General features: G+C 60.3%; 13 protein-coding genes. 5 read left to right on the forward strand and 8 right to left on the reverse strand.

The genetic code is table 11. From position 1 onward, the window contains the following. Position 1: 1 nt before the first annotated feature. Complete coding sequence (locus LJD17_RS08485; protein WP_227383750.1) at positions 2–12229, reverse strand: cadherin-like domain-containing protein; 12228 nt, start codon at positions 12227–12229, stop codon at positions 2–4. Positions 12230–12808: 579 nt separating this feature from the next. Between LJD17_RS08485 and LJD17_RS08490 the strand changes: the two genes are divergently transcribed. The 4 genes from LJD17_RS08490 to LJD17_RS08505 all read left to right on the forward strand — a co-directional run bounded on the left by LJD17_RS08490 (position 12809) and on the right by LJD17_RS08505 (position 18473). Further along, a complete protein-coding gene (locus LJD17_RS08490) occupies positions 12809–13921 on the forward strand; it encodes a helix-turn-helix transcriptional regulator (protein WP_227383751.1) in 1113 nt (370 codons plus the stop codon). Positions 13922–15461: 1540 nt separating this feature from the next. After that, positions 15462–16571: an AraC family transcriptional regulator gene (locus tag LJD17_RS08495; protein ID WP_227383752.1), complete on the forward strand. Its 1110-nt coding sequence runs from the start codon at positions 15462–15464 to the stop codon at positions 16569–16571. Positions 16572–16894: 323 nt separating this feature from the next. Further along, positions 16895–18043 (forward strand): calcium/proton exchanger, encoded by a 1149-nt coding sequence (cax, locus tag LJD17_RS08500; RefSeq protein ID WP_227383753.1) that lies wholly within the window; start codon positions 16895–16897, stop codon positions 18041–18043. A 10-nt stretch (positions 18044–18053) separates the two neighbouring features. Beyond that, positions 18054–18473: a potassium channel family protein gene (locus LJD17_RS08505; protein ID WP_227383754.1), complete on the forward strand. Its 420-nt coding sequence runs from the start codon at positions 18054–18056 to the stop codon at positions 18471–18473. A gap of 83 nt (positions 18474–18556) precedes the next feature. On the opposite strand, the gene LJD17_RS08510 is transcribed toward LJD17_RS08505, so the two are convergent. From LJD17_RS08510 to LJD17_RS08525, 4 genes are all read right to left on the reverse strand, one after another. Beyond that, a complete protein-coding gene (locus LJD17_RS08510; protein WP_227383755.1) occupies positions 18557–18895 on the reverse strand; it encodes a hypothetical protein in 339 nt (112 codons plus the stop codon). Positions 18896–19132: 237 nt separating this feature from the next. Then, positions 19133–20794, reverse strand: a complete 1662-nt coding sequence (locus LJD17_RS08515) for a SulP family inorganic anion transporter (protein ID WP_227383756.1) — start codon at positions 20792–20794, stop codon at positions 19133–19135. 197 nt (positions 20795–20991) lie between these two features. Continuing rightward, complete coding sequence (ppk2, locus tag LJD17_RS08520; protein WP_406600781.1) at positions 20992–21837, reverse strand: polyphosphate kinase 2; 846 nt, start codon at positions 21835–21837, stop codon at positions 20992–20994. A gap of 199 nt (positions 21838–22036) precedes the next feature. Next, complete coding sequence (locus tag LJD17_RS08525) at positions 22037–22567, reverse strand: Spy/CpxP family protein refolding chaperone (RefSeq protein WP_227383757.1); 531 nt, start codon at positions 22565–22567, stop codon at positions 22037–22039. 320 nt (positions 22568–22887) lie between these two features. Here LJD17_RS08525 and LJD17_RS08530 point away from each other — a divergent pair, with 320 nt between their 5' ends. Continuing rightward, the gene (locus tag LJD17_RS08530; RefSeq protein WP_227383758.1) at positions 22888–23154 is read left to right on the forward strand and encodes a DUF6894 family protein; all 267 of its coding nucleotides are present in this window, start codon (positions 22888–22890) and stop codon (positions 23152–23154) included. A 46-nt stretch (positions 23155–23200) separates the two neighbouring features. On the opposite strand, the gene LJD17_RS08535 is transcribed toward LJD17_RS08530, so the two are convergent. The 3 genes from LJD17_RS08535 to LJD17_RS08545 form a co-directional block, all read right to left on the reverse strand. Then, positions 23201–24217, reverse strand: a complete 1017-nt coding sequence (locus LJD17_RS08535; RefSeq protein ID WP_227383759.1) for an amino acid ABC transporter substrate-binding protein — start codon at positions 24215–24217, stop codon at positions 23201–23203. A 67-nt stretch (positions 24218–24284) separates the two neighbouring features. Next, positions 24285–24935 carry a L,D-transpeptidase gene (locus tag LJD17_RS08540; protein ID WP_227383760.1) on the reverse strand — a complete coding sequence of 217 codons (651 nt, stop codon included), beginning with the start codon at positions 24933–24935 and terminating at the stop codon, positions 24285–24287. Between the two features lie 32 nt (positions 24936–24967). Next, positions 24968–25180, reverse strand: a complete 213-nt coding sequence (locus tag LJD17_RS08545; RefSeq protein WP_227383761.1) for a hypothetical protein — start codon at positions 25178–25180, stop codon at positions 24968–24970. Between the last annotated feature and the right edge of the window lie 573 nt (positions 25181–25753).

Consider the following 25753-nt stretch of genomic DNA (forward strand, 5'->3'; position numbering starts at 1 on the left):
TTTAGCTCGCGCGATCAAGTTCGTCCGCCATCGCCTGCATGAGGCGTGCGGCTTCTATGAATTGACCGGTGCGACCCGCATTGAAGAGAACCGCGGACAGGGAGAGTTTACCGTTAGTGGTTTCTTGGCGGGTTTCTACACGTGACTCATCCGTTTTCTTAGGCTGAGGTGATTTCGTCTCTGGCTGTTGCGGAACTTCATCACTCTTGCCCGTCTCAGGCTCGTTGTCGTTGGCCTTCGGCTGGTCAGCCGGTAGTTGCTTCTGTTCATCGTCCGACGAGGGAAGTTTCTCCGCAGGCTCGCCGTTCTTGCGATCGTTGACGCCTTCGCCTTGCGACGGCGTGACCTGGTGGTTGTCGCGGATCACGTGCACCGTAAAGGTCGCCTGGGCCTCGTTGCCTGCCACGTCTCGAGCCACGACCCGGATCACGTAGACACCGGGCGGCACGAAGTCGCCGGGCGTTGCCGTGACGGTCTGTGTCGATGCATCGAAGCTGACCCAAGCCGGCAGCGGCATGTTGTCGCCCATACGGGCTTCATAGAACAACGGACCCTGTTGCAGCGCATTGATCTGCCGGAACATCAACTGATGGGAGATCGTCTGCCAAGTTGTCGCAACACGCTCCACTGAGCGCGCTTCGAGATACGGGAAGCTGTCGAAGGCCTTCTCAGTCAACGCCTTGTCGGACTGCCAGAACGGTGCTGTTCCGGGCGTATAGCTCTCCGGTAGACGGCCGACCGGGGTCATCGTCGGCTGCACGCGTGCAGCCGGGTTGATGAAGACATTGAATGTTCCCAAGCTCATGGCCGCGGGAGCGCCCTGATCGACGCTGATACCGCGCACGGTCAGAACGAGTGTCCGACCGCCATTGTGATCGCGGCTATTCCAGCCTGCCGCCGGCACAAAGGTCAGGCCGGCCAGCATAGCCGGATCGATGGGGGCCGACTGACCGTTCTGTACTGTGATGAGCGTCTCGCCGCTACGCAGCACCCAGCCGGCCGGGATCCCGGAGATGACGACCGACAGTGTCTCGCCGGGGCCGTTGAGGTCAACGTCCCCGATTTGAATGCCGATCGGGAACGGCTGATCCTGGTTCACGACCACATCCAAGGGAACCTGCAGCGACGGTGCATTGGAAACCGGCGTTACGGTGATGGAAATGGTCCGCGTGGTTACGAGCGCGCTCGAGGTGCCATCGGCAAATGCGAAGTCGCCGGGATTTGCCAAAGGATTATTGGTATCGAAGTAGGATCCGCTCACGGGATGATCCGGACGCGCGCCCGTGGATCCGCTGTCCGACACCTTGAGGGTTACGGCGAAGGTGCCGCTATAGTGGGCAGCCGAGCCCGGACCGGTGCCATCTGGTCCCGAAAGGGCGACGTGCAGCGCGTCGAGGTGGGCCTGGAGCTGTGCCTGTGTGACGCCAGCGATGACGACCGTCCCAGTCCCAAGGCCTGTCACAATGCCCCCCGCTCCTCCAAGGGAGAGGATCCGGAAACCTTCTGGTACCGAGAGGGTGGCACTCAGGAGACCTTTTCCGAGATCCGGATCGGAGACAGCGAAGAGGCCAGCCAGGGAAACGCTCGGGCTGCCCTCCGGCACTGTCAGATCCTTCCCGATGATCTGCGGGGCGTCGTTGACGGGATCGATCGTCGTCCCGAGGGCGACCTGAGAGGCTGACCATGCGCCGGTCTGCGTGCCGAGCGCCCCGTTCGCAGCATCAGACAGGTTGCGACGGTCTGCGACGTCAGTGGAAACAGGGACCACGACCGTCCCGTCCGAAAGGCGAACCGACAGTTCTCCAGGCTGGCCCGTGAAGTCACGAGCCGGCACGAACCGGATCAAAGCGGTTGTTGGGAGCACCAGTGCGTGTGCGTCGTCGAGACCGGATGCCGGAACGGTCCGCCAGCCTGCTCCATCGCCGAGATCGTACTGCCAGACGCCCTGCCTGACAGTAGCTGCATTGCCGACGATCGCGATCGCCACCAGTGGGGTCGCAGCATCGGTACCATGGCTCACGGCGGCGGAGTCGGCTACGTCAGAGTAATTGCCGCCGAATAGGTCCGCAACGGTACGCCCGGGGGGATTCACCGCATCTTCCGCGACCGAGGGAAGTGTTGCCGAGCCTGTCGCCACGGGCCGATCGTTCGCGGGCATCACGTCGATGACCATCGTGCCGTTGGCCGAAGGCGCAGTTCCGTCGCTCACTTTGTAGACGAAATTGCCGTAGCCGCTTCCGTTCTGGTCTCCCGCGGGTCGGAACACGAGCTTGCCGGCCGCTATGTCGGCCGCCGAGATTGTTGCTCCATCCGGGACGAGGATTCCGTCGAGGTAAAGGCCGCCATTGATCGGCTTCGTCACGATGATAACCGATGCGAGTGCGTCTCCCGTGTCGACATCGGCGAAGTGGAAATCGGAGACCGACAGCACGATCTGTCCGTCTTCGACGGTGCTGAGCACATTGCCGCCGCCCGAGATCGTTGGCGCATTGTTGATCGGATCGATGGTAACGCCGAGAGAGTGCGGGTCGGACCACTGGCTCGTCTGGCCGGGAACGACCACGCCGGGACCAGAAGCGGCGATGGGTACGTCGGAAACCCGCATCGTGAGCGCGGGCGGTGTACCGTTGTAGTACTGGACGGGCAAGAACCGAATTTCGGTCTCGTTCGTCAGAAACAACGCGTTGCTGTCTGTTAGACCAGTTGGAATGTCGATCCAGGCTCCACCATCGCGGCACTGCCACCGGCCTTCCGTTGTCGGATTGGCATTGTTTGCAACGATCGCGATGCCGCCGAGGGGAGTCGAGGAGTCGATGCCACCGACGATGCCTGCCTTGTTGTCCGTTGCGTCGCCATAGCCGGAGCCGAAAAGGTCCCGTACTTTCGCGATCGAGGGGGCTTGATCCTCATTGAAGGTCGGAAGCGTTGCGTCCGTACCGATCGGCCGGTCATTCACTGCGTTGACAACCGTCGAGAGATCGACGGTTGCAGCCGACCAGCGTCCCGTCCGGGTGCCGAGGGCGCCATTTCCGGCCATGCCGAGGTCTCTCAGATTGGCCGGATCCACCGAGATGTTCAGTGCTTCAGTGCCGTCGGCGAGACGAACCGTGAGTTTGCCGGGCGTGCCCGCGAAATCCGCCGCTGGTACGAAGCGGATCAGGGCCGTTGCCGGAATGATCAGCGCGTGGCCATCGTCCAAGCCGGAGGTGGGGATCGTCTGCCAATGTCCATCCCCGAGGTCGTACTGCCATACGCCCTGCGCCGCCACGGCGGCATTGCCCGTGATCGCGATGCCTTTGAGCGGTGTCGCTGCCTCGGCCCCTTTGCTGACCGCGGTCGAGTCCGTGGTATCCGAGTAGTTCCCGCCGAACAGGGAAGACACGGTCTGCCCAGGTGGATTGGCAGTGTCCTCATTGACCGAGGGCAGGATCGCGTTACCGCTGGCTATTGGCCTGTCGTTGATAGGTCGAACTGTAACCTCAATGGTGCCCGAGAGGGTTGCTGGTGTCGCCGCCCCGTCCTTGCTCACGGCCGTTAAGCCCAGAACAAGCGGTGTACCGGGAGCCGTATTCACGTCGTTCGGAGCGTGAATGGAAAGACCCCGTGCCAAATCGGTGCCGGAGAATGTGAAGATTTGGCTTGAACCTATGCTTGTCAGCGCCGCGTCGTTGCCAATCCGAATCTGCCATCCGGCGGGCAGGTTCGTTAGTTGGAGCGACAATGTCTCGGAACCGTCCGGATCTGTCTGTCCGACGACGATGTCTAGTGGGATCCACGTATCCTCGTCACCTGCTGCAGCCGATACGGTCAGGGTCGGCGTGTCCGAGACAGGCGTAATCGTAATGTCCACGGTCTTGCTGGCTGTTGGTGAGCCAGCGCCTGGTCCGCCACCGCCGTTCGTGCCGTCATCTACCAGGAGGATCAGTTGGTCGGTGCCGCTGTAGCCGCTTGTCGGCCGGTAGGCCAGGGTCGCGAGAGCTGCCGTCAACTCCGCCTGGGTCCCACTTAGTGTCACGGACGTGCCGTTCACGAGACCTGAAGGCCCGGTCATCGAAACCGTTCCATGGGACACGCTGACCGTGATGGTGAAGTGGTCCGTCGCGCCTGTCTGGCTCAGGTCGATGACATCCGTGAAGGACAGGCCACCCGCGTGATTGGCCCCGGCAACCCCATCGAACACAAGAGTCGTGTCTTCAGTCACGCTCGCCGTGGACGGACCGGATGGGACCGGTGTGTCGTTCACAGGTGTCACGTCGATGGTCATCGTTCCGGTTGATGAGAAAACCGTTCCGTCGCTAACCTGATAGCCAAAGCTCACAAGTGCAGGGCCATTGCGGTTGGTTGCTGGTACGAACGTGAGCTTGCCTGCATTGATCTCCGCCACGGTGACGACCGTGCCGGCAGTCACGGCCACGCCGTTGCGCAACAGAGTGCCGCTGGCAGGAAGGCTCGTGATCTTCACCGATGCCAGAGTGTCACCGGAATCGACGTCCGCAAATTTGAAGTCCGACGCAGTAAGTGTGAGGGGCGTATCCTCGCGGCCGGATAGCGTATTTCCGCCACCGTCGATAGCTGGGGCGTCGTTTACGCCGTTGATGGTGATGGTCAGCGTCGCAGTCTGGGCAGCGCTTGTTCCATCAGTCATCGTATAGGTGAACACGTCGGTAATGGTCTGTCCCGAGCGCAAAGCTAGAACTGCCGGATCAGCGTTGTTCAACGTGTAGACATAGGAGCCATCTGCCTGGAGTGTCAGGGTTCCATGTGCACCTGTGATTGCAGAGCTGACTCCGGCAGATGATGCAGCGCCCGTATTCCCGGCTGCGACACCCTGAACGCTTAGGTTCTGACCATCGACCTCCTTGTCGTTCTGCAGTACACCCGTCGCGGCGTTCTTGCTGATGCTGGTCGCTCCGGCCGTAATGGTGTTCGTATCGTTGACCGGCCGAGGCGTATCCTCAACCGGCGTGATCGAGACGCCAATCGTATGAACTGTCGACCAATGCGAAGTTTGAGTGAGCGTGCCAAGATTGGTTGACGCGCTGAAGGAAACGGGCGTGTCTGACGCGAGAACTTGAAGAGCGGGCGGCGCGCCGTTGTAGTCCGCGACAGGAAGGAATCGAACTGAGTATCCCGCGCCCAGCAAAATCGCATTTGCAGTCGATACCGTGGTCCGGATATCGGTCCAAGTGATCCCGTCAGCCGAATATTGCCACTTGCCCTGTGTGGTCGCGTTGGCGGTGTTGCCAATGATGGCTACGCCGCCAAATGGAGTTCCGGCGGAGCCGGGCTGGTCATCCGTCGCGTCAGAATAGTTCGTGCCGCTGAACAGATCTGACAGCCTGCCTGACGATGGCGTCGTATCCTCGTTGAATGCAGGGAGCTGTACGTCCGATGCCGTCGGCCGGTCGTTCACCGGCGTAACAGTCATCTGAACGCCGACCGTGTCGGCGCTCCAACTGCCAGTGCCGAGATTCAGGTTGCCATTGGCCGGCAGCGTCAGATCGAAGAGTTGCGCCGGCGTCGTGGATTTGGTCAGGGTAGTAGAACCGTCTGCGAGGCGGACTGTCAGTTTGCCTGGCGCTCCGTTGTAGTCGGCATTCGGCACGAAGCGGATCTGAGCCGAGGCATCGAGCACCAACGCGGAGGAATCGCTCAAGCCATTGACAGGAATATCCGTCCAGGTTCCTCCTTGGAGCCATTGCCATTTGCCCTGTGCGGCGGTCGCGGCATTGCCGATGATCGCCACATAGGCCATCGAGGTACCCGGCCCAGCGCCATCGACAGCATCGCTAAACCAGCTCGCGAGTAGGACGCCGAGGGTTTGCGGCGTGCTCGTCGCGTCCTCTGCGGTCGAGATGGCTGCGTCTGTTCCCACTTTGGCGGGCGGAACAACCGGTCGGTCGTTCACAGGCGTGATGTTGGTCTGGAGCACCACGGTGCCGGCACTGTAGATGGTCGTACCGCCGCTCTGGGTAAGATTGGCGATCCGACCGCTGATATAGTCGGGCGTCCCACCAGTCTCAACAATCCGGACGGTGAGCGTTGGGGCCGCACCATTGTAGTTTGCTGTTGGAACGAAACGCACCTCATCCGTGGCATTCAGGATGAGGGCCTGACCGTTGGCGACCGTACCGATAAGTACCCAGTCGGTAGAGCCCTGAGGGCGGTAGTACCACTGCCCCTTTGAAGCATCGGCCGTATAGCCGACGACTGCCACGCCAGCAAAGGAGTTCGATGTCGAGCCGCCGGGGTTCGTGGCTCCCCCGATCTTCGTCGCGTCGTCGCCTGGATCGCTGAACCGGCTGCCAAAGAGGTCTTGGACCGTCTGAGGAACGGTGCCAGCCGAATCTTCCTGTACCGAAGGGATGACGACCGCGCCCGTGTTTGTCCACACCGGCGCATCGTTCTCAGCCGCGACCGTAAGAGTGAAGATGCGCGTCGTCACGAGAGCGGAGGATGTGCCGTCCGCATAGTCATAGGTGCTCGGGTCCGATCCGTCATAGTCGATCGGCAGCGGTGAGCCAGGTCGTGAACCGACGCTGCCGCCGTCATTCACGACAACTGTGATGTCGACTGGGCTACCGTTGTAGTTGTAAGCACTGTTTCCATCCGGCGTCGGGAAGAAGATCGAAAGACCAGCCAGCCAGGTGTTGATCTGAGCGGGCGTCGCATTCGTGAGCGTGATGGTCCCTGACGCGCCGCTCCGTCCATCGAGAGTCTTGCCGATCAGGAAGTTTTGCGGGACCGAGATCGTGATGCTCATGGTTCCGTTGCCGCCGTTGTCCACGTCCGTGACCGTGATGCCCGTCAACACGACGCTGTCCACAGTGCCATGCTCGGACACAACGATGTTGCCGGCCGTAATCTCGGCAGGGTCGTTGATGCCGGAAACGAAGACGTTTCGGGTTCCGGTAACCACGTTATAGACGGCGGGAGCAGCCTGGTAGGGTGTGAAGTCCGTCGAAGGGACAGCTTGGGGGAAAGTGCCCGGGCTTCCGGAGTTCGTCTGATTGACGTTGCCGCCGTTGGCGCCTCCTGCAAGCATGCCGCTTGCATCGCGGGCCCGGTCGTCGACGACTACTTGCAAGCTGTAGTACTTGCCATCCCCAGCCGCGCCGAGACCGAACGACAAGGTTAGCGACTGGAGGATCGCATTGACCTCCGATACGCTGCCCTGGATCACGAGCGGCTTTCCGGCGCCATCGAAGCCCTGGATGATGCTGACGCCGCCGAGCGCTCCGTATCCGAAACTCACGCCCGAATAGCCACCAGAGGCGACCGGGGTGCCGCTGTCCAGCAGGCGAACCGTCACCGTAACCTGACCGTTGCCGTCGGTGTCGGCAACGGCGTTAGGGCCGAAAATCCCGCCGACCGTGTTGCCGGCCACATTGATCTGCCCACTGCCGACATTGAGGGTCGGCTTGTCGTTGACGTCAACTGCGTCGAGAAGCGTGAGAGTCAGGGTCGAGGTTCGGATATCTGATGTCCCATCATGATCCGCATCGCCGCCGTTCCGCTGGTCATCGATGGTGAGGGTGACAGTGTCGCCGCCGTTGTAGTTGGAATTGCCCCGATAGGTGACACCAGCATCGAGCAGGGCTTGGATCTCCGTGATCGTGCCGGTAATCACCACTGTCCCGGTAGTGCTGCCGCTGACGTTGAGGGTCCCACCTCGGGGGCCATTGGCTCCCACGTCGAGAATGCCGTTGTCCGCTTTCAGGGTCAGCGTCACGACGTTGTTGAGATCCTGGCCCTCTACGTCGCCGATTACCACCCGGTTGGCCCCGTCATTCCTGATGATGACGATATTGGTGTCTTCCGTCGGTTGAATCGGAGGAGCGGTACTCGTCAGAGTCGGCGGGTTATTGATGTTCGTCGCGTAGATCCGGAACGACGCGAGGGCCACGTTTCCGGCAAGTTCCGTAAGTGGCGTCTTGCTCGCTGCGTCGCCAAAATTGCCAGACGTCGGGTCCGGATCGGTTGCCGGAATGTCCGTCAGATCTCCGCCAGGTGTCGCCGGAGCGTTCTTCGAACCACCATTGGCGCTCGCCTGGATCGTATTCGTGGCTGCGTCACGGGTGCGATCGTCCGCGATAATCTCAACGCGATAGAAGTGGTTCCTATCGGTATCGAAGGTAATGCTGAGGCCGGCGAGCGCCGCATTGATCTGGTCCAAAGTGCCGTAGAGCGTGAGAACGGAATCGACGCCGGAATTGACGACGCGTACTCCGGCGGAGGCCGCAGCATCATAGCCGATGGTGATGCCTGCATAGTTCGACAGAAGCACGCCGGTCGCGTCGTCGCGCAGGCGAATTGTTACCTGAATCTCGGAGTGTTCATTGGAGGCGCCCGCCGCGTAGTTCGGATATGTCTCGATATCTACGTCCTTGATCGAGATGCCCGGGATTTTGTTGAGTCCGGAGGCTGGATCGCTGCTTCCGACTACTTTTACGACGGTCGGAATGCCGCCGATCGTCGGCGCGTCATTGGTGGGCAGAATCTTGATGTTGAAGACGTTGCCCGTGGTCTCAGCGGAACCGTCGGCGAGCGTGAACTTGAAGTTGTCCTGCGGGACGGTCTTTTCCTGGTAGGTTTCCTGCCCGTCCTGGATGTAGAAAATCCGACCGGCCAGGAGATCCGCGTAGGTAAAGGCGGACCCGATCCCGATCACATCGTAGCGACCATCGGCAATGCTTCCATCGCCGTCGCGGTCGCGCACGATGCGACCGTACTTCGTGGCCTCGGTGATTCTGACCTGTACCTGTAGGTTCGTGCTGTCGGGGTCATCGAGGTTGAGGAAAGCCGTCGTCAGTTGAGCCGCTTGGCCCTCGTAGACGATCTGCTCCACATTGACGATGACTCTCGGAGGGTCGTTGACAGGCGTGATATCGAAGCCGACCGACGTAGCAGCAGTCTGGCCGAAATTGTCCACGACTTGCACGTCGAAGGAATCCGCATTGGCTTCGCTGCCACCGTTCACATACCGCAGGCCGGTCGTTCCAGTGGTTCCGGCGATCACGATGATGGGCGCGCCGAGACCAGTATTGTTGGGATCTCCGTTGAGCGTGTAAATAGTGTTTGCCTGGATGGCTACCCAGGCGGATCCGTTCCAGAATTCCAGCGTTCCGGCGGAGGGCAAGCGCGTAAACATGATCTGGAGCGGCTTAAAGCCAGCGGATCCGTTGTTGCGCCCGGAATTGCCCAGGTATGTGGAACCGTCCGGGTAATTTTCCGGGTGTTCGATATAGTCTTCGCTGTTAGCGTCGTCCGGATCGCTGAAGTTCAGCATTCCGGTAGTAATATAGCGAACGCCTGTACCGTCCTGAGCTGGGGCCGATACGCCTGTGCTAGTATCGCGCTCGGTCAGAACATTTCCAGATGAACCATTGGCAGTCGGGGCGTCGTTGACAGGCGTCGCGTAGAGATCGAAGGTTCCGGTCGTCGCAAGCGGGGACCCGCCGGACATGCCGCCAGCCGTGACGCTGAAGCCGAACTGCGATTTGAAGACTTCGTTGCCGTCATGAGTGAAGCGTAGGTTGCCGGCATTGATATCAGCCTGCGTGAAAGTCGCGAAGGCGCCGAGTGCAACCCAGCCTGCCCCGACCTTCAGTTCCAGGGCGCCATTCGACGGGAGGCCGGTCAGTGTGTAGACAATCTGCTCCGGTGGTACGGTTCCCGACGAATAACTAAGCATCCCCTGCGTGATCACGGAGGAGGCGCCCTCCAGGAACTGAGTGTTCGTACCGGGCACGGACGGATTGTCGCCCATGTAGAGACTGCCCGCCGGAACGGGAGCCGTTACGGTCGGGAAGTCGGTTCCCGTGAAGGTTCCGTCGCCGGACATGACCGCGAGGTCGATGTTGAACCGGAAGACCGTGAGCGCGTCGGAGGGGGAAAGGCCGCTGTTGTCGTAGACGCCGCCCGGCCGAGTGAAATCGGTTCCGTTAGCCTGCCATGCCAAGCGCAAGGCGCCATCAGTCACAGTATAGGTGAAATGATCGAGCGGGCGCGAATCGTCACTATTCGACGTCAGCTGCAGATAGATAACCCGGCCGTTTCGGATGTCTGCCATCGAAAAGGCATCTCCGGCCTTGAGGCGGTACCAGGCGTCGTCCGAGCCCTTTATCAGGATTACGCCATCGGTTGGAGCTTCCTTGATGTTGAATGTCAGGGATTTATCAGTGGAATCGACATCCGTTACATTAAGCATATCGGGGGTCAGGATGACGCCCTGGCCTGGAACTCCGAGAACGTCGCTTCCGACGCTGGCGCTGACGACATTGTTGTTGGTCGGAATATCGATGAGGCCACTATGCTGCGGATCGTCATCCACGGGGCGGACATTGATCCCGATGGTCCGAGACGCGCTCTTCTGTGTGCCAGTCCCGCCGCCTGCGTCGGTGACCGTGATGCTGAAGCTGTCTTCCGCGCTAGCCGGATCCTGATCCGGCTCGGCGCCAAAATGGCGATATGTCAGTTTCGCGCGGTCGGCATAAGCAAAGGAGAACGACGTGCCGGTAATCTTCACGCCGTTGAAATAGAGTTCGCCTTTCGTCGGCAAAGCGGTGACCGTAACCGTCAGGGTGTCGCTCGACAGGTCACCGCCATTCGTCGCGACGATCTGGTCGCCGATTGATGTATAGGTCCGGCCGCTGCCACCGGCAGGAGAGGGGTTGTAGGGTTGCCCTTCATAAACGGAAACGATCGAGGTCCCGATAGTCGGCGAACTGTTGACCGGTACGATCTGAAGATTTATCCGCGCGTCCGCCGATTGCGCGATCGGTGTCGCGCCGTCGTTGACGCGCACACGGAAACCATCGGTCGTGTTCTGCGATTCGCCGGTTGCCGTGTGAGTGTATTTCACCCGGTTCGCCTCGACATCCGCTTGCGTGAAGATCGATCCGACTCCGAGTCTCTGCCCGTTCAGAGTAATATAGCCGTGGGCCGGACCTTCGGTCACGGTATAGACGATTTGGCCCGCTGTCTGATAGCCGCTGCTTCCGGTGCCGACCTCCGGATCGATCACGGTCGGCGATCCACCTGCCCGTGTCAGAACCGTGATATCGACATTGGCTGCGCCCTCCGTCACGTTCTGGGTGATTGTGCCCGAGAGAACTGTCGGATCGTTGGACGGCGTCACGGTCACGTCGATGGATTTCGAGGTGCTTACGCTGTCGGCATCCGTAATCGATAGGGTAATGGCAGTTTTCGCCGAGGTCGTTCCGAGTTCGACGTCCTTTGCTCGGAAAGTCAGTGCCTGAAGCCAGGTATTGGCTTCCGCAAGCGTGCCGGTGAACCGCCAGCCGCCGGTGATTGTCGTTCCTCTGCCGGACGCGTCGAAGAGGGATCCGACCGAAGTATCGCCAACAACAGCTGTAACTGTCACGTTGCCGATAGCGGTGGTGCCAAAGCTCCAGTCGTGCAGCGTCACGCGGTCAGCCAGCGCGTCAGCATTGAGCGCGCTTGGCTCGACAACGGTGAGAGACTCTTTCGTAGACGTGATCGAAGGAGGATCGAGCAGGTGGTCCCAGGCGGCGAGAGACGAGGCCTCGAACGGCGCGGTCGTTTCGATGGAACCCGTTGCGTGCTCTAGGGTCCAGTTTCCGCCGCGTTCAGCACTGCCGGTTAGGTCGACAGATGCCGCTACATCGGCTCCAGTGAGGGCCGAGAGGCCGCTGATAAGTGCGTCGCCGGCTGGGACGGCTGCAACGTCGCAACCCCAGATCATGATGTCGGAACCGGACTTCAGGGCTGCGCTCCAGCCGGCAATGGCGGAGGCGCGTGCGCCGAGTGTATCGGCATTGAGGTTTGTAGTCCCGAAGCGTATTTCGCCGCCGTCTCCGTGGCTGACCACATGAATGGCCGTCAGGTCGTGACGCTGTGCAAGAACTTCCGAGATCTGAGCAATGCCGTCCCTCGTCGGATCAAGCATGACAATCTCGACATTCCGGCGGGCCGCCAAAGTCTGTACATCTGCAACGGTGGAGTCTACGAATGCGATCTCGGAAGGCTTTTCCACATGGGAGACGCCCGTGTTCTGCGCTTGAGCGAGGGCGGCTGCACCCTTGTCGCCGAACGGACCAACGTCGGTCGCATGTTCCGGCTGCTGCCCGGATCCGCGGGTATCTACAGGCTCGCCGGAGGCGCGCTCAACTTTTCCCTGATCTGCTGCATGCTGAGCCGTGTCAGCGAGTGTTTTTGCGGTCGCAGCGATTGCTGCGTCATACATGAATCTCGGCTCAAGCGCTATTGCGAACGAACTACTAGCTCCAGTGGATCTTCTGCCAGCTTTCGCCTTCGCGCTCATTTTTCTGCCCCGCGTCAATGACTATTGGCATCGGGAACGGCCGACGCCCTGACGGAGCCGATCCAGACACCTCCCTCCGGGCCAACTCTGGTCATTGCTGCAACGTGGACAAGCGATCCAGCTGAGCCCGATACAAGGACCCGCACTTGCTGACTGAAACGGGGCCAACACAGCTGCAAGCAGCCTCTGCAGACACCCGTCAAGACACAGCGCCGCGTAAGCGTGCTGCGCACACGGTGAAACGATGTCCAAGGTTTGTGAGGAAACCCGGAAGATCAGGGAACACTTACCAGTCGACCAGCATTTCCGTATCACCCTGTAGGGGGACAAATAGGACAATTAACTTGTAAGAATGCAATCATATCCAGTATGTCGGGGGCTAATGTTGTGATGCAAAGTAATTGCCAAGCCACGTTCATGATTCTGGAAGAATTGCTCCATATCTTTTCTTAGCGCTGCGTAGGGCGCGCAACTTATCCAGATACATCGGGACGGAGGCGAATGGCTGGTCGAGAGGACAGCGGTAACAAGCTGAGTAGCAATCTTCGCGCGGCTGAACTCGAGCCGCAGTATTGGCCAAAGGTGCTGGGGCAAATTGCGCAGGAAACGGGGAGTACCGAATGTGTGCTGCTCATTAGGAGTCAAAGAGGATACCGGTGGCTCGCGGCTGCCGGGGCAAACGTATCGCATGCTGCTCAACGAAAAAGGGACGGCGCAGCACGTCAGGAAATACCTTTCTCGCTCAATGTCGGAGCAAAGCGGGACTTCCGCTTTTTGGAGGCTGACGAAGTTAGGTTGATCGTATCGGCGATCGACGCGAGCGACGATGCAAACTTTCGAGGAGCCAGCACAGGCACGGTTGCGCGACTAAGCAGCAATGACTCTCTCATCACGGTGATCCGGAATAGCGGCAATGCACGAACTTTCGATGCACGCGCAGTCGAGCAGCTTGAGAGGCTTCAGCCGCATATCATACATGCGGCGGAGAGGTCGCGCATTCTGGCTTCCCAAAGCATGAGTGCGACACTGGACACCCTCGCAGCGCTCGGGTATTGCGGCGTGGTTATCGACGCGCAAGGAGCTGCGCTTCTCGTCACGCCGGGTTTCAACGAAATCCTCGGATCGACGTTAGCTGTTCCAAACCAGGTCTTGTCTTTCGCGGACACGAGGACTGATCGTGTGTTTCGCCGACTTCTCGCTGAGACGCAGCAAAAGGCGGACTCTGCGGCCCGTTCGATTGCATTGCAGCCGCAAGCGACGGGGGGCCCTGCAGTTATTCATCTTGTTCCATTGCACGGCATCGGGGTGGAACTCTTCTTCGGTGGAAAGTGGGTGCTGGTTCCAGCTCTCCCCGAGGCATCCGTCGTGCCGCGACGAAGCGTTCTGGCTGCTTTGTTCGGTCTCACCCCAGCGGAAGCAAAAGTCGCCAAGCTGCTTGCGAAGGCCATGACGGCAAACGAGATTGCGGCGGCCTTGAAGATAAGCCGTGAAACAGCACGGACGCACATTAAAGCGGTACTGGGAAAATCAGGCAGTCATCGGCATGCGGATTATGTTGCCAAGATCGCGGGACTTCATGCTGCACCGGCGCTTGGTCTCCGGAAGTCAATTTGATCTCCGCTAACCGGGGCGCTGCCGGAAAAGAATGCGACGAATACCATAGCGCATTAACCGAGCCATTGGCGTCTATGGGTTCCGGGCTCTTGCGACGCTCGCCCCGGAATGACAAGCGTGCCGCCGCCGTCATTCCAGATTGACGTCTAGCAAGTCCGGAACCCTGAACAGCAATGCGTGCGAGGGACACTGAGGTCGCCGCAGCTCTTGATGCTGAACCGGGGTAGCTGTGAGTTCCGGATCCTTTTACCTTCCCATCGAGAATAGAAATCAGAACAAGAGCTCGGTGAGAGCGTGAGCTCTTTGGTCTCGCTTTGAAAGACATGCGGTCCCATCCCGGCACTTTCATCTCCGCGCAGGCAGGGATCCGCGCGGAGATGGCAGGCTGGGCGAAGGGGAGCCGTACCATAGTGCTGTTCCTGACATTGGTTGCGGTGATAGGTCAGCGCCTGAGCGGGCGATAGCAGTACGGCATAGATCAGGGGCAGTGTGGCTTCAGACGTTGAAAGCCAGGTTGCCGAATGTGATATCGTTAGAAAGAGCGTTCGAAAGCGCACCGCCATGTTGTCGAACCAGATTGCCAGTCGAACGCCACAGGACCCCAGCGTTGCTTGTCTCAAACTGCAAAGTGCTTGTCCCGAAGTATCAAGCATAGTGATGTGAACCCAGGATGCTTATCCAAGAGCAGGGACTGCTCCGCGGAGGCAGTCCTTCCTGGACCTCTGATCCAGCGGCAGCGCGGGTGCTGCGCTCTGGCTCGCTCAATGTTGAGGGGAGAGGTGCATGCACAACCAGCGTTCAGGCCAGGTCATCGTTCGGACGTTCGGAGCAGCCTGTATGTTCGGTGTGCTGACTGTCATTGGGACACCAATCGAGGCGAGCTCCCTGCCGTCCGACGAACGAATGAAGTTACCGTCTAAACTGCCTGAAGTCGTCAAGAATGGGAACCTTGAGTACGCGAGAGCGGCAGCGCGCGGTCCCCGGGGCGGCGCAGTTGCACGCGGGCCGAGGGGAGCGGTGGCGCGCGGCCCTCAGGGCGGGGTCGCAGCGCGGGGACCTTATGGTGGGGCCGCTGCGCGCGGTCCTGCCGGCAATGTCGCTGTCCGTCCCGGATATCGGCCTCCTGTGCCGGCAGGCGGGTGGTACCGGCCTCCGTCATACTGGTGGCGGCCCGGAGCTGCGGTGGCCGCTGGAGCGGCACTCGGTTTCGTGACGGCAGCCGCGGCTACGGCCTATGTGAGTTCACCTGCGCCAGCAGCCGGGTCTTGCTGGTACTATACCAATCCGCAGCGCACCCAGGGTTTTTGGGATGTCTGCCCAAAGTAACTGGAGCACGCGGGCATGGTCTAGCCTATGGCATGTCCTGAAGCCTGTGTCCGCGCGGTACTGGGTGCCAAGATCCCTTGCGACTGACGGACTTCTACTTGGCGCGCGACGGCCAGGGGATCACGTGCTAGCGTAAATTCGCCGGGGCTCCGCGGTTGTAGGCAGCTGCCACGCAGTCCTCAGATCGGTCCTTCGAACCCGATGGGGTACGACGATGAGCGATGATACAAATCCGGCACGCAACGGCGCACGGGTTAGTCCCGGCCAGCCGATTATGGTCCCATCATTCGCATCGGCGCTCGATGGGCGAACAATTCCTCCCGGCTACATCCACCTCGGTGCCAACAAGGAGATCGCCCCAGTCCTGCGCGAGCTCGGCCTTGATCCTGACCCGATTATCAGCGCTGCCGGACTTGATCCCAACTTGTTTGCTGATGGCACGAACATCGTTTCGTTTGCCGCCTTGGCCCGGTTGTACACCCTGTGCGTGGTCCATACCGACTGCCCGCACTTCGGATTGCTGGTGGGCTGCCGCGCCAACATCCTGTCAATGGACCTGATCGGGCGCCTGATGCAGCACTCGGAGACTGTGGGCGCGGCGTTGGATGGACTTGTGTCGAATCTAGGGGTCCAGGATCGTGCCGTAGTTGCCTCTTTGACGACCGCTGACGGCATGGTCTCGCTCACATTTGCTGTCCTTTCACCGCAGGACGAGAGTGCTGATCAGATCATCGATGCGTCGATAGCTATCGTGGTCAATGCGCTGCGAGCTTTGTGCGGCTCCGAATGGAGACCGGCCGAAGTGCTCCTGTCTCGTGCGAAACCGGCTGATCCGGATCCCTACCGGCATCATTTCCGGGTTCCGGTTCGGTTCAGCCAGAAGAGCGCCACGCTGGTGTTCCCAGCTGAGGAGTTGCAGCGCAAGGTGGCCGGGGCCGATCCGCTCCTGCGCACCGTGCTGGAGGAGCGCATGCGGCGATTAAGAGCCGATGCGGGCTCCGGGTTCTCTGACGACATCAGGCGATTGTTGCGTACGCGGCTGATGAGCGCCGGCTGCTCGGCAGAAAACATGGCTCGGTTGCTGGCTGTGCACCGCCGGACCCTGAGTCGTCGTCTCAAGGTTAGCGGCCAGGGATACCGGTCCATGACGAACGAGATTCGGTTTGAGCTTGCTCGGCAATTGTTGGAGGAGACCGAGTTGCAGCTTGGGGAAATCGCAACGGCCCTTGGCTACTCCGAGCCGAGCGCGTTTACGCGCGCCTTTCGCCGTTGGTCGGGCCAAACTCCAACGGCCTGGCGTGCAGAGCGTGTTTTCAGTGCATAGCCCACCATCGGAACAGATAGCAGCCGTCGATCAGCAAAACCCGGCTAACCTTCAGCGGCTATGGCGCTCATCGAGGCTAAAGGCCTTGGAGGCCGTGGCACATTGGGGCCTTGCTCTCAGGACCAGTCGCCCGCGGACACTTCATCCTGACGATGTTGCGTCATCGCCTCGCGATCATTGAGCTGAGTCGAGCCGGTCTGAAAGCGGATTCAGGCCGGTTAGGCCCAATCTGTCAATGGATTGTCCCGGCCGATCAAGCAAGGCGTAAGGTCCGGCCTAAGGTGGTGCTTTCGCCACCCCTTGCCGAAATAGGGCATGAGGCCATGATGGATAAGTCGCGTCTCAAAATACGTCCCGTGACTGCAATGGGAATGCCGCGGTCAGTTCCATTCAGACCCTCCCTCCTGTGGCTCCTGGTTCTCGCGCCCGTTGCAGCTTTGTTCCGGTATGCCGGCACCGTGCCGGCGGGGGTAGTCTTCTTCTGCGCCGCTCTAGCGATCGTACCGTTTGCCAAGCTCATCGTTCAGGGCACAGAACAGGTTGCCGCCCACACCGGCGCCACTGTAGGAGGCCTCCTCAACGCCACCTTCGGCAACTTGCCAGAGCTGATCATCGCCACGGCGGCCTTGCGGGCAGGCCTGTTGGAAATGGTGCGTGCCTCCGTCGTTGGAGCGCTTCTTGCCAACCTGCTGGTAGCGCTCGGCGCTTCCTTCTTGTTCGGCGGCTTGCGCTACCACAATCAAGAGTACAATCCGAACGCGATCCGGAGCTACTCCTCGACCATGATGTTGGCGTGGATCGGCCTTGCGCTGCCGAGCGCATTTCACCGCGCCTTGGAGTCCGAACCTCACTCTGGCGTGCACGCCACCCTGGACCTCCTCGTGGCCGTCGTGCTGCTCGGCCTCTACGGGCTCTTCCTGTTGTATTCCCTGAGAACTCACCCGGAGACCTTCGCTGAGCTGAACTCGCCGTCATCGGAGGAGAATACAGGCGAGCACCCGAGTCTTGTGTGGGGAATTGTAACCCTGCTGGTTGCATCGCTCGGCGCAGCCTGGATGAGCGAGATCCTGGTCGGGGCCGCCGAGCAGGCCGGGCACGCGCTGGGCATGTCACAGATGTTCATGGGGGTGATCGTGCTCGCGCTTGTCGGCGGCGCTGCCGAGTCCGGCTCCGCCATCGCCATGGGCCGAGCCAACCGTCCCGATCTCAGCATTGGCATCGCCCTGGGAAGCTGCGTGCAGATCGCTCTGTTCGTAGCTCCGATTCTGGTGCTGATCGCGCCGGCCATGGGACAGCCGCAGTTCCGGCTGATGTTCTCGCAGGCGGAAATGTGGATGCTGTTCGGGGCAGTCCTGCTCGGGGCGACCGTGACTACGACAGGCCAGTCCAATTGGTTCAAGGGTGCGCAACTGCTTGCGCTCTACCTGATCATCGCGGCTATCCTTTACCTGATCCCGGCGGGTACACAGTAGGAGTGGGATCATGCTGCGACAGCTTCTCCTCGGCGGAGCCATCAGTCTCGGCAATATCGCCATCCATGCCGTGGTGATGGCCGGGGTTGTCGATATCGCCCGCCGCTCCCTAAAGTGGCGCCGCGGTGGATCCCAACCGTGGCTCGCTGTCGTTATGGTTGCAACAGTTGCCATCCTGATGATGGCTCATGCCGCCGAGGTGACGACCTGGGCGCTCGCCTATGCGATCCTGGATGTGGCGCCTGCTCGAGCGGATGCCATGTATTTCGCGTTCGTCAACTATACGACGCTCGGCTATGGCGACGTTGTGCCGGTCGAGCGCTGGCGCCTGCTCGGGCCGGCTGCCGCTATGAACGGGGTGTTGCTGTTCGGCTGGTCAACGGCAGTCATCTTCGAGGTGCTGAGGCAGGCCATGCGTAACCGGTCTTGATGCCTGGAAGGACGGGCTGCGGTCCACAACGCTCAGGGAGGTGCGTTGCTCAGCAATCCCAGATTTGACCGTGAGGCCCACTACTATTCCGGCGCTGCTGAGGCGAGAACAGCCTGCCGCTTGGCCTTTCGTTTTTCAGATTTCGGCGAGGATGGAGCCTCATGCGCGAAAGTCCCGACGTTCGTTCGATCTCGTTGTTCATCCCCCTTGGGCTGCGAACCATTCCGCTGACCAGAGAGCCGACGCAACTGCGGCAGCGCCTGCTCCAGTTTCTTGAGGAGTGTTCCGATTGAAGCGTCATTAAGGTCGCCCCTGACCGTCAGCTTAGTAAGCGTGCTAGCCAGTTTTTCGCTGCGGCGAAGAGCTTTCGCCGTCAAATCCTGAAGCTTCCGTTGTTTCCTTAGGGATTTCTCTCGCTTCATGACACATCTTCTCCCTCGTGGGCTTCGTTCCACATCCCCAGGGTTGCCCCTAGTCTGTCGGCAAGGCGCCAGCTTCGGTAGCGCTCGTCATCCGTTGCCTCCTCGCTGAATCGCGACGGCGATCTTGCCGCTGCAAAGATAGCCCTGGTGATGTCGGTCGCCGGATTCTGGCGTGCACCATCCATCGTGCTTCATTATGACCTGCTCTCGATCTCGATAGTCATCGCCGGGCTCCCTTCATGTCGTTCCGTGAAATCGCGACACGGCCGCGTCGATCGTGGGAAATAATCGCGCTTCACCGAACCTTTCGAATAGCCCAAATCTTCTCAGCTTGTCCTTGACCGGGTCCTTCAGTTCGGCAAATCGAAGCTCGATCTCGCGCGCCAGTAGGGCATCGTCAAGTTCGGTCAATGCGTCGGCCGCAGTCACGTCAACACTCGTGACGGGCGCTGCTGCGACGACGACGCAACGCACCGGAGTGGGGGATTCAGCGACGGCCGCAAGCACGCGCTCGCGGAACAGTTCTGCGTTGGCAAAGAACAGGGGTGCATCCCAGCGGAACAGCACGAGACCGGGAATCCGGTGGGCTTCCGGATAGCGTGTGACGTCGTGGTATCCCTCGATGCCGGCTGGATGCCCGAGAACCGCAGAGTACGGACGCCAGCCGTCCCACAGAAACTCAATAATGGCGATTACGATCGCCAATCCGATCCCCGGAATGGCACCAAGTACAGCGACGCCGGCGAAACAGACGATCGAGAGCCAGAATTCCCACTGCTGGATCTTATAGATCCGCTGCAGCTCGGCCACCTCGAATAGCCCGATGGCTGACGCGATTACCACGGCTGCCAAGGCGGAGGTCGGCAGGTTGCGCAGGAGGTCGGGTGCCGTCATCAACAGCAAGGCGATGGCGAGTGCTCCGACGACGCCAGTCAGTTGCGTTCGCGCTCCAGCAGCTTCTGCCACAGGAGTACGCGAGCTGCTGCTACTGATCGGAAATCCTTGGAAGAAGCCGGTGACCAGATTGGCGGCTCCGAGCCCCGCCATCTCCTGGTTGGGATCGACGTCGGTGCGGGTTCGCGCAGCGTAGGCACGGGAAAGCACACTGGTGTCGGCGAATGACACCATAGCAACTGCACAGCCCCCGATTAGCACCGGAACGATGTCGCTGATCCCGATCCAGGGAATCGCAAAGCGGGGCAGACCCTGGGGCAGGGAGCCGAGGATCGAGACGTCATGACGCTCCGCAAGGTTAAACATACCGACGAGGATGGCGGCACCAACGACCGCAACGAGGATGCCGGGCACACGCTTGCTGCCCCGCAGCAACAGGATGGCCGTCAAGGCGCCGAGACCGATCGACAGGGCTGCCCAGTTCGTCTTGCCGGACAGAATGGCCCCACCGATCGCCCACAGGTCCCGCAATGGTCCCATGTTCTCGATCGAAAAGCCAAAAAGCTTGGGAAGCTGGCTGATCAAGACGGTCAGGGCGATTCCGTTCATATAGCCGTAGCGGATCGGCTTGGACAGAAGTTCGGTCACGAAGCCCAGGCGTCCCAGCCCTGCCAAGATCAGGACCGTTCCGGACACAACAGCCATCATGCCGCCGAGGATGACCGCACGCTGTGGATCGCCGCCGGATAACGGAAGCACAATTCCGAGGATGACGGCCGCGAGGGCAGAGTCCGGCCCAAGGACGAGGATGCGGCTCGGACCGAACACCGCGTAGACGAGTAGAGGGACGATCGTGGCATAGAGGCCGCAAATCCCTGGTAGGCCGGATGCCTCGGCATAGGCGATTCCGACGGGGACGAGCATAGTCGCTAGTACGAGACCGGCCACGACATCGTGTCTGAGCCATGCCGCCTTGTAATGGAGGAGAGTGCTGAGCCCAGGCATCCAGCGCAGCCACTTGGCCCTGCCGCTGATTCCAAGGGAGGCCGATGCCGCGCTCTGTATGCCTGCGCACTCATGCCCCTCGGTTTTATTACCTTTACCGGCGGGCGCCGTTGTATCTCCTACCGGGCCGGAGGGAAGCGGATCCACTGAATGCATGCCGGTCATAACCGCGCTCCAGGATTCTCCCTCGTGACTGCTTAGTACTCGGACGGCACGATATTCGCCGTGTGAAGTCCTTCCTTGGCACCCTTAGGCCTCGGCTCGGCTTTGGGTACTTTCGGCAGGTCGACTTTAACTTTCTTGTATGGAATCTTGCTCAGCATATGGGCGATCAGGTTTAAGCGAGCACGCCGCTTATCGTCTGACGGAACGATGTACCATGGGGCATGTGGGGTGTCGGTGCTACGTAGCATGTCCTGGTATGCAAGAGTGTAGTCCCACCAACGGCGCACTGACTCCGTGTCCATCGGGCTTAGCTTCCAGTGCTTTACGGGATCCTCGATCCGGTCGGCAAAGCGCCGCCTTTGCTCGTCCTGGCTGACATCAAGAAAGTACTTGAGAAGGATAATACCGTTGTCGACGATCTCTTTCTCGAACGATGGCGCAAGACGCATGAAGCGCTCGTACTCGTCGTTCGTACAGAAGCCCATGACACGCTCAACCCCGGCACGGTTATACCAGGATCGGTCGAACAGGGTGATTTCGCCGGCGGCCGGGAACTGGGCGATGTAACGCTGGATATAGAGCTGACTTTTCTCCCGCTCCGTCGGAGCGGGAAGGGCGACATGTCGGAACACCCTCGGGCTAACCCGTTGGGTGATCCGGCTTATCACGCCGCCCTTGCCAGCGGTGTCGCGACCCTCGAACACCACAATGATCCTGGCTCCTGTCGCCTTGACCCAGGTTTGCAGTCGCACGAGCTCAACCTGAAGCTTTCTCAGTTCGCTCTCGAATTCTTTCCGCTTCATCGTCCCTCGGTCATCGGCAACAACTGTCGCGTCGACCTCGGCTCGCTCGTTTTCCGAAGGCTTCTGATGCTTCATGGCATGCACCGCGTCGCTGAAATGCTGGAGTCGTACGTCCACAGGTCTGGGCGCTATTCAGGCTCGCTGCGAATGCCGACCAACGGCCAGTATAGCCAGGTTCGCTTTCATCGCTTGACCGGACGTGACGATGGCTTGCCATTTTTGGACATCCCTCTCCGGTTCCTGCGACCCTAATGAACCACCTATGGTCCATGCGTCATGGCATGGGTACCAGGAATTCGACGTCCTCCCCATCATCTATTTCCATTCGGCGGTTTTCCACAGCGGCGCGCAAACCCTCTATCGCATGCACGGTTACGAGCCTTAGCCGCATCTTCTGGTCGGGGCTGAGGCTCTGGTAAAGCGGTTGCCATGCATCAGCAAGTTTCTTCAGACCTGCTGCACGGTCCGTCAAGACTTCGGCACGGGTGCGGTAGAATTGAACCGGATCAATGTCGCGCCATTGGCCCATGGCCTCTCCCAGGGAAGTCAGCCGACGGTAGCGTGTCTCGGCTCTAGCGCGGATCGCTTCCTCAACCGCAGGCCAGAGCTTCTCCTGCTCCGGCGTGAGTTGCAGCGCTGCTCTGATCACGCCGACCCGAATATCAGTGAGCATCTTGAATTCCGACGGATTCAGCCGTTCGCTCTCGGGTTTGTTTCCAGCGCCCGGGGGCGTTTGCTGGGCATGGACCAAGGACGCACTGACGATGAACAAAGCTGTGATGGTACCGATCATTCCCTTCCGCATGGTCGCCTCCTGATTGCAACGCGTGCCAGCCTAACGATTGGGACACAGGCTGCTTGATGCCTTGAGACGCTGCCTTGTCAGTTTGGGACGCGTCATGGTTGCGATACGACCTTGGCGTGGTTCGTCCCGTAACGAGCGCTTCTTTCAGCATCGTTCTCGTACGATCCGCGTCCGACGCGACTGCCAGGATAGGCATCCGGGCTTTTTCGGCGAGGTTGAGGCCCGAAGTGCAAAGCGATTGTCCCAAGCGGACAAGAAGAAACTCCGGATCCAGGGATAATAGCGGCGCGGTTGACGCTGTGTGGGAATGGGAGGAGTCCATGCCTCGCTTCTTCTTTCATGTCAGGGACGCTCACCGGGAACTCAGCCGCGATGAGTTTGGACTAGACTTTCATGATGTTGAGACCGCCTTCGTCATGACATGCTTTGCAGCCCGGCATATGCGGATCGCGTTCACGGTCTGCGGCCGGGACCCACGAGATTACATCATCGAGGTCATGAATGCCGCGGACGAGCTGGTCTTCGAACTTCCGTTCTCGATGGTCTTTGACCATGAGATCGTACGGCGCCCAATCCTCTCTTCTTAGGGCGCCCCCAGCAGGCAACGCCGCGTCGGACCTTGGAGGGTCGTTGCTATCGGATCGGCGGGGCGTAGAGGATGCCCCCCATGCTCCAGAGCTGGTTGAGGCCACGCGGGATGCCAAGCCGCGATCCGACACCGAGATTACGCTCGTAGATCTCGGCGTAATTGCCCGCCGCCCGAACAGCGTACAGGGCCCAGTTGTCATCCAGGCCCAGCATTCTTCCGGTTCCGCCCTCCAGCCCCGCGAAGCGACGCACGTCGGGTTTGTGCGAGGTCCTTGCCTCGTCTGCATTTGCTGACGAAATGCCAAGCTCCTCAGCATTAACCAGAGCAAAGTTCACCCACTTCACGATGGTGAACCATGAGAAATCATCTGCCCGCGTCACCGGCCCAAGCGGCTCCTTCGAGATGATGTCTGGAAGGATGATCGCATCGTTCGGGCGAGATAGCTTCAGACGCTCGGCGAAGAGCGCCGATTGGTCGCGCGTCAGAACATTGCACTGACCTGACTGGAAGGCGGCAAGAGCCTCTGCCGCATTCGGAAAGGCGCGCTCCTCGAAGGTCATCGAGTTGGTGCGGAAATAGTCCGCCAAATTGAGTTGGCTCGTGGTTCCCGTCTCGACGCATATCCTGGCACGCTCAAGTTCGAGCGCCGAGGTGACAGAGAGATCCTTCATCACCATGAAACCTTGTCCATCATGGTAGGTAATGCCGGCGAATGCGAGCCCAAGCCCGGCCTCCCGTTCGAGGGTCCAGGTTGAGTTTCGGGACAGCAAGTCTACCCGATTGGCACGCAGAGCATCGAACCTGTCCCCGGCGGAGAGTGGCACGAACGTCACCTTGGCTCGGTCCCCGAAGATGGCGCCGGCGACAGCCCGACAAAAATCGACGTCGAAGCCTGACCACTGATCCTGATCGGTGCGTTCTGAGAACCCGAACAAGTTCTCGCTGACACCGCATTGCAGAGTGCCTCGTTGCTTCACCGTATCGAGAGTTCCCGCGCCTGCAGGGACGGCTAGAATAGTCATCAATCCCGCGCGTATAAGGGTTTTTGCTACGCTCAACATGATCCTCGGTCTCCGACGCATGATAGGCCCTTTTTGTGGTTATTCAGGCTCCGGCGGGGTCGGCCGTTTACAGGCTAGCACCGTGGCGGATCACCACTTTCGTTCCGATTGGCACCCGTCCATAGAGGTCGATGATGTCGCCGTTAGCCAAGCGGAAGCAGCCGGACGAGATGGCGTGGCCGATCGTCTCCGGCTGGTTTGTGCCGTGAATGCGAAACACTGTCGAGCCGAGATAGAGTGCCCGTGCGCCCATCGGATTGCCCGGCCCGCCAGCCATGAAACGCGGGAGGTAAGGTTGGCGAGCGATCATCTCCGGCGGCGGCCGCCAATCCGGCCACTCGGCTTTGCGGCTCACCTGCACCAGTCCGGACCATTGAAACCCTTCGCGTCCAACGCCAATGCCGTAGCGCAGGGCCCTGTTGTTACCCTGGACGACATAGAGGAAGCGCTCCGATGTATGGATGACAACTGTGCCTGGCGCCTCGCTCGATCTGAAGAACACCATCTGCCGGGCATAGGGGCCGTCGCTGATGATGACCTCCTCCGTCGAGATGCGGCCTGGCTCGTCACCGATCTCAAACGTCTCCTGCGAAAGCTTGGCCTGGGCCTGGGCCGCAGCCGGGTCGGCGAGGCTTATCGTCAGCGAGAGCCAAGCGATTACTGCCAGCGCCTTGCAACCTACGGAGGTTTGGTGATGGCTGGTTCGTTGGTGCTGCAAGGTGCTATCCTCCGATTGCTGGCCTACCGGGGTTACGCGCCGCAGCGAACGTACACGAATGTGCCATAGCGTCGGTTTGCGTCCGGATCGACGAAGCGCATGGTCATCAAATTGTCGGTCGCTGTCAGGATTTCACGATCCTGCGGGTCGCCCGGAGGAGCCTCGAAGCCGAGGAAGGTTCTGTTTGAGGTATCGCCCTTGAGCCTGAGCTCATAGATCTTGGGATCGTCTGCGACGTGCATCATCACGCCGTCGGTCGGGCCTTTGGCAATTCTATAAGGCTGGCTGCACTGTGCCCGAGCCTCGCGCTCCGTCCTTTGTCGATCCTTATCGGTGTGGAATGACGCGACCCCCCACTGCCCAACCAAGCGCTCCCGCGCAAAGGCTGCTGGAGCCGCGGCACTGGCCGACGGAGGCGCGTCGTTAGATGTGAGGGTGCAGCCAGCAGCCAGAAACGTAACGGCCGCTGCAGCGGCACATCCCATACGTGGTCGATTCCACCGGAAGAAAGGCCAGAGGGAAGCCAAATGCGATCCGTGCCTCTCCCGCATTTCCTCGGCATCGTTTTGGGTGACCCAAATTTGTTGTGACATATCCCGTTCCAAGCAGTTGCCCGTCACTTGCATGGCTTTGGTGCGTTGCGCCTGTGCGGCACGGGCGCATTTTGATACTTTCCTCGCAGTTTGCCTTCCCAGCTTGACCCGTTCACCTCACCCGCCGGACGAGACGCTAGGGTGCTCCATGTGAGATTGCTTGACACTTCGGGACGATTGCTTGGCAGTTCGGGACAACCAGGATGCTTGGGAGACGGATGGTCC

The sequence above is a fragment of the Microvirga rosea genome, from assembly GCF_020595095.1.
GTDB lineage: Bacteria > Pseudomonadota > Alphaproteobacteria > Rhizobiales > Beijerinckiaceae > Microvirga > Microvirga rosea.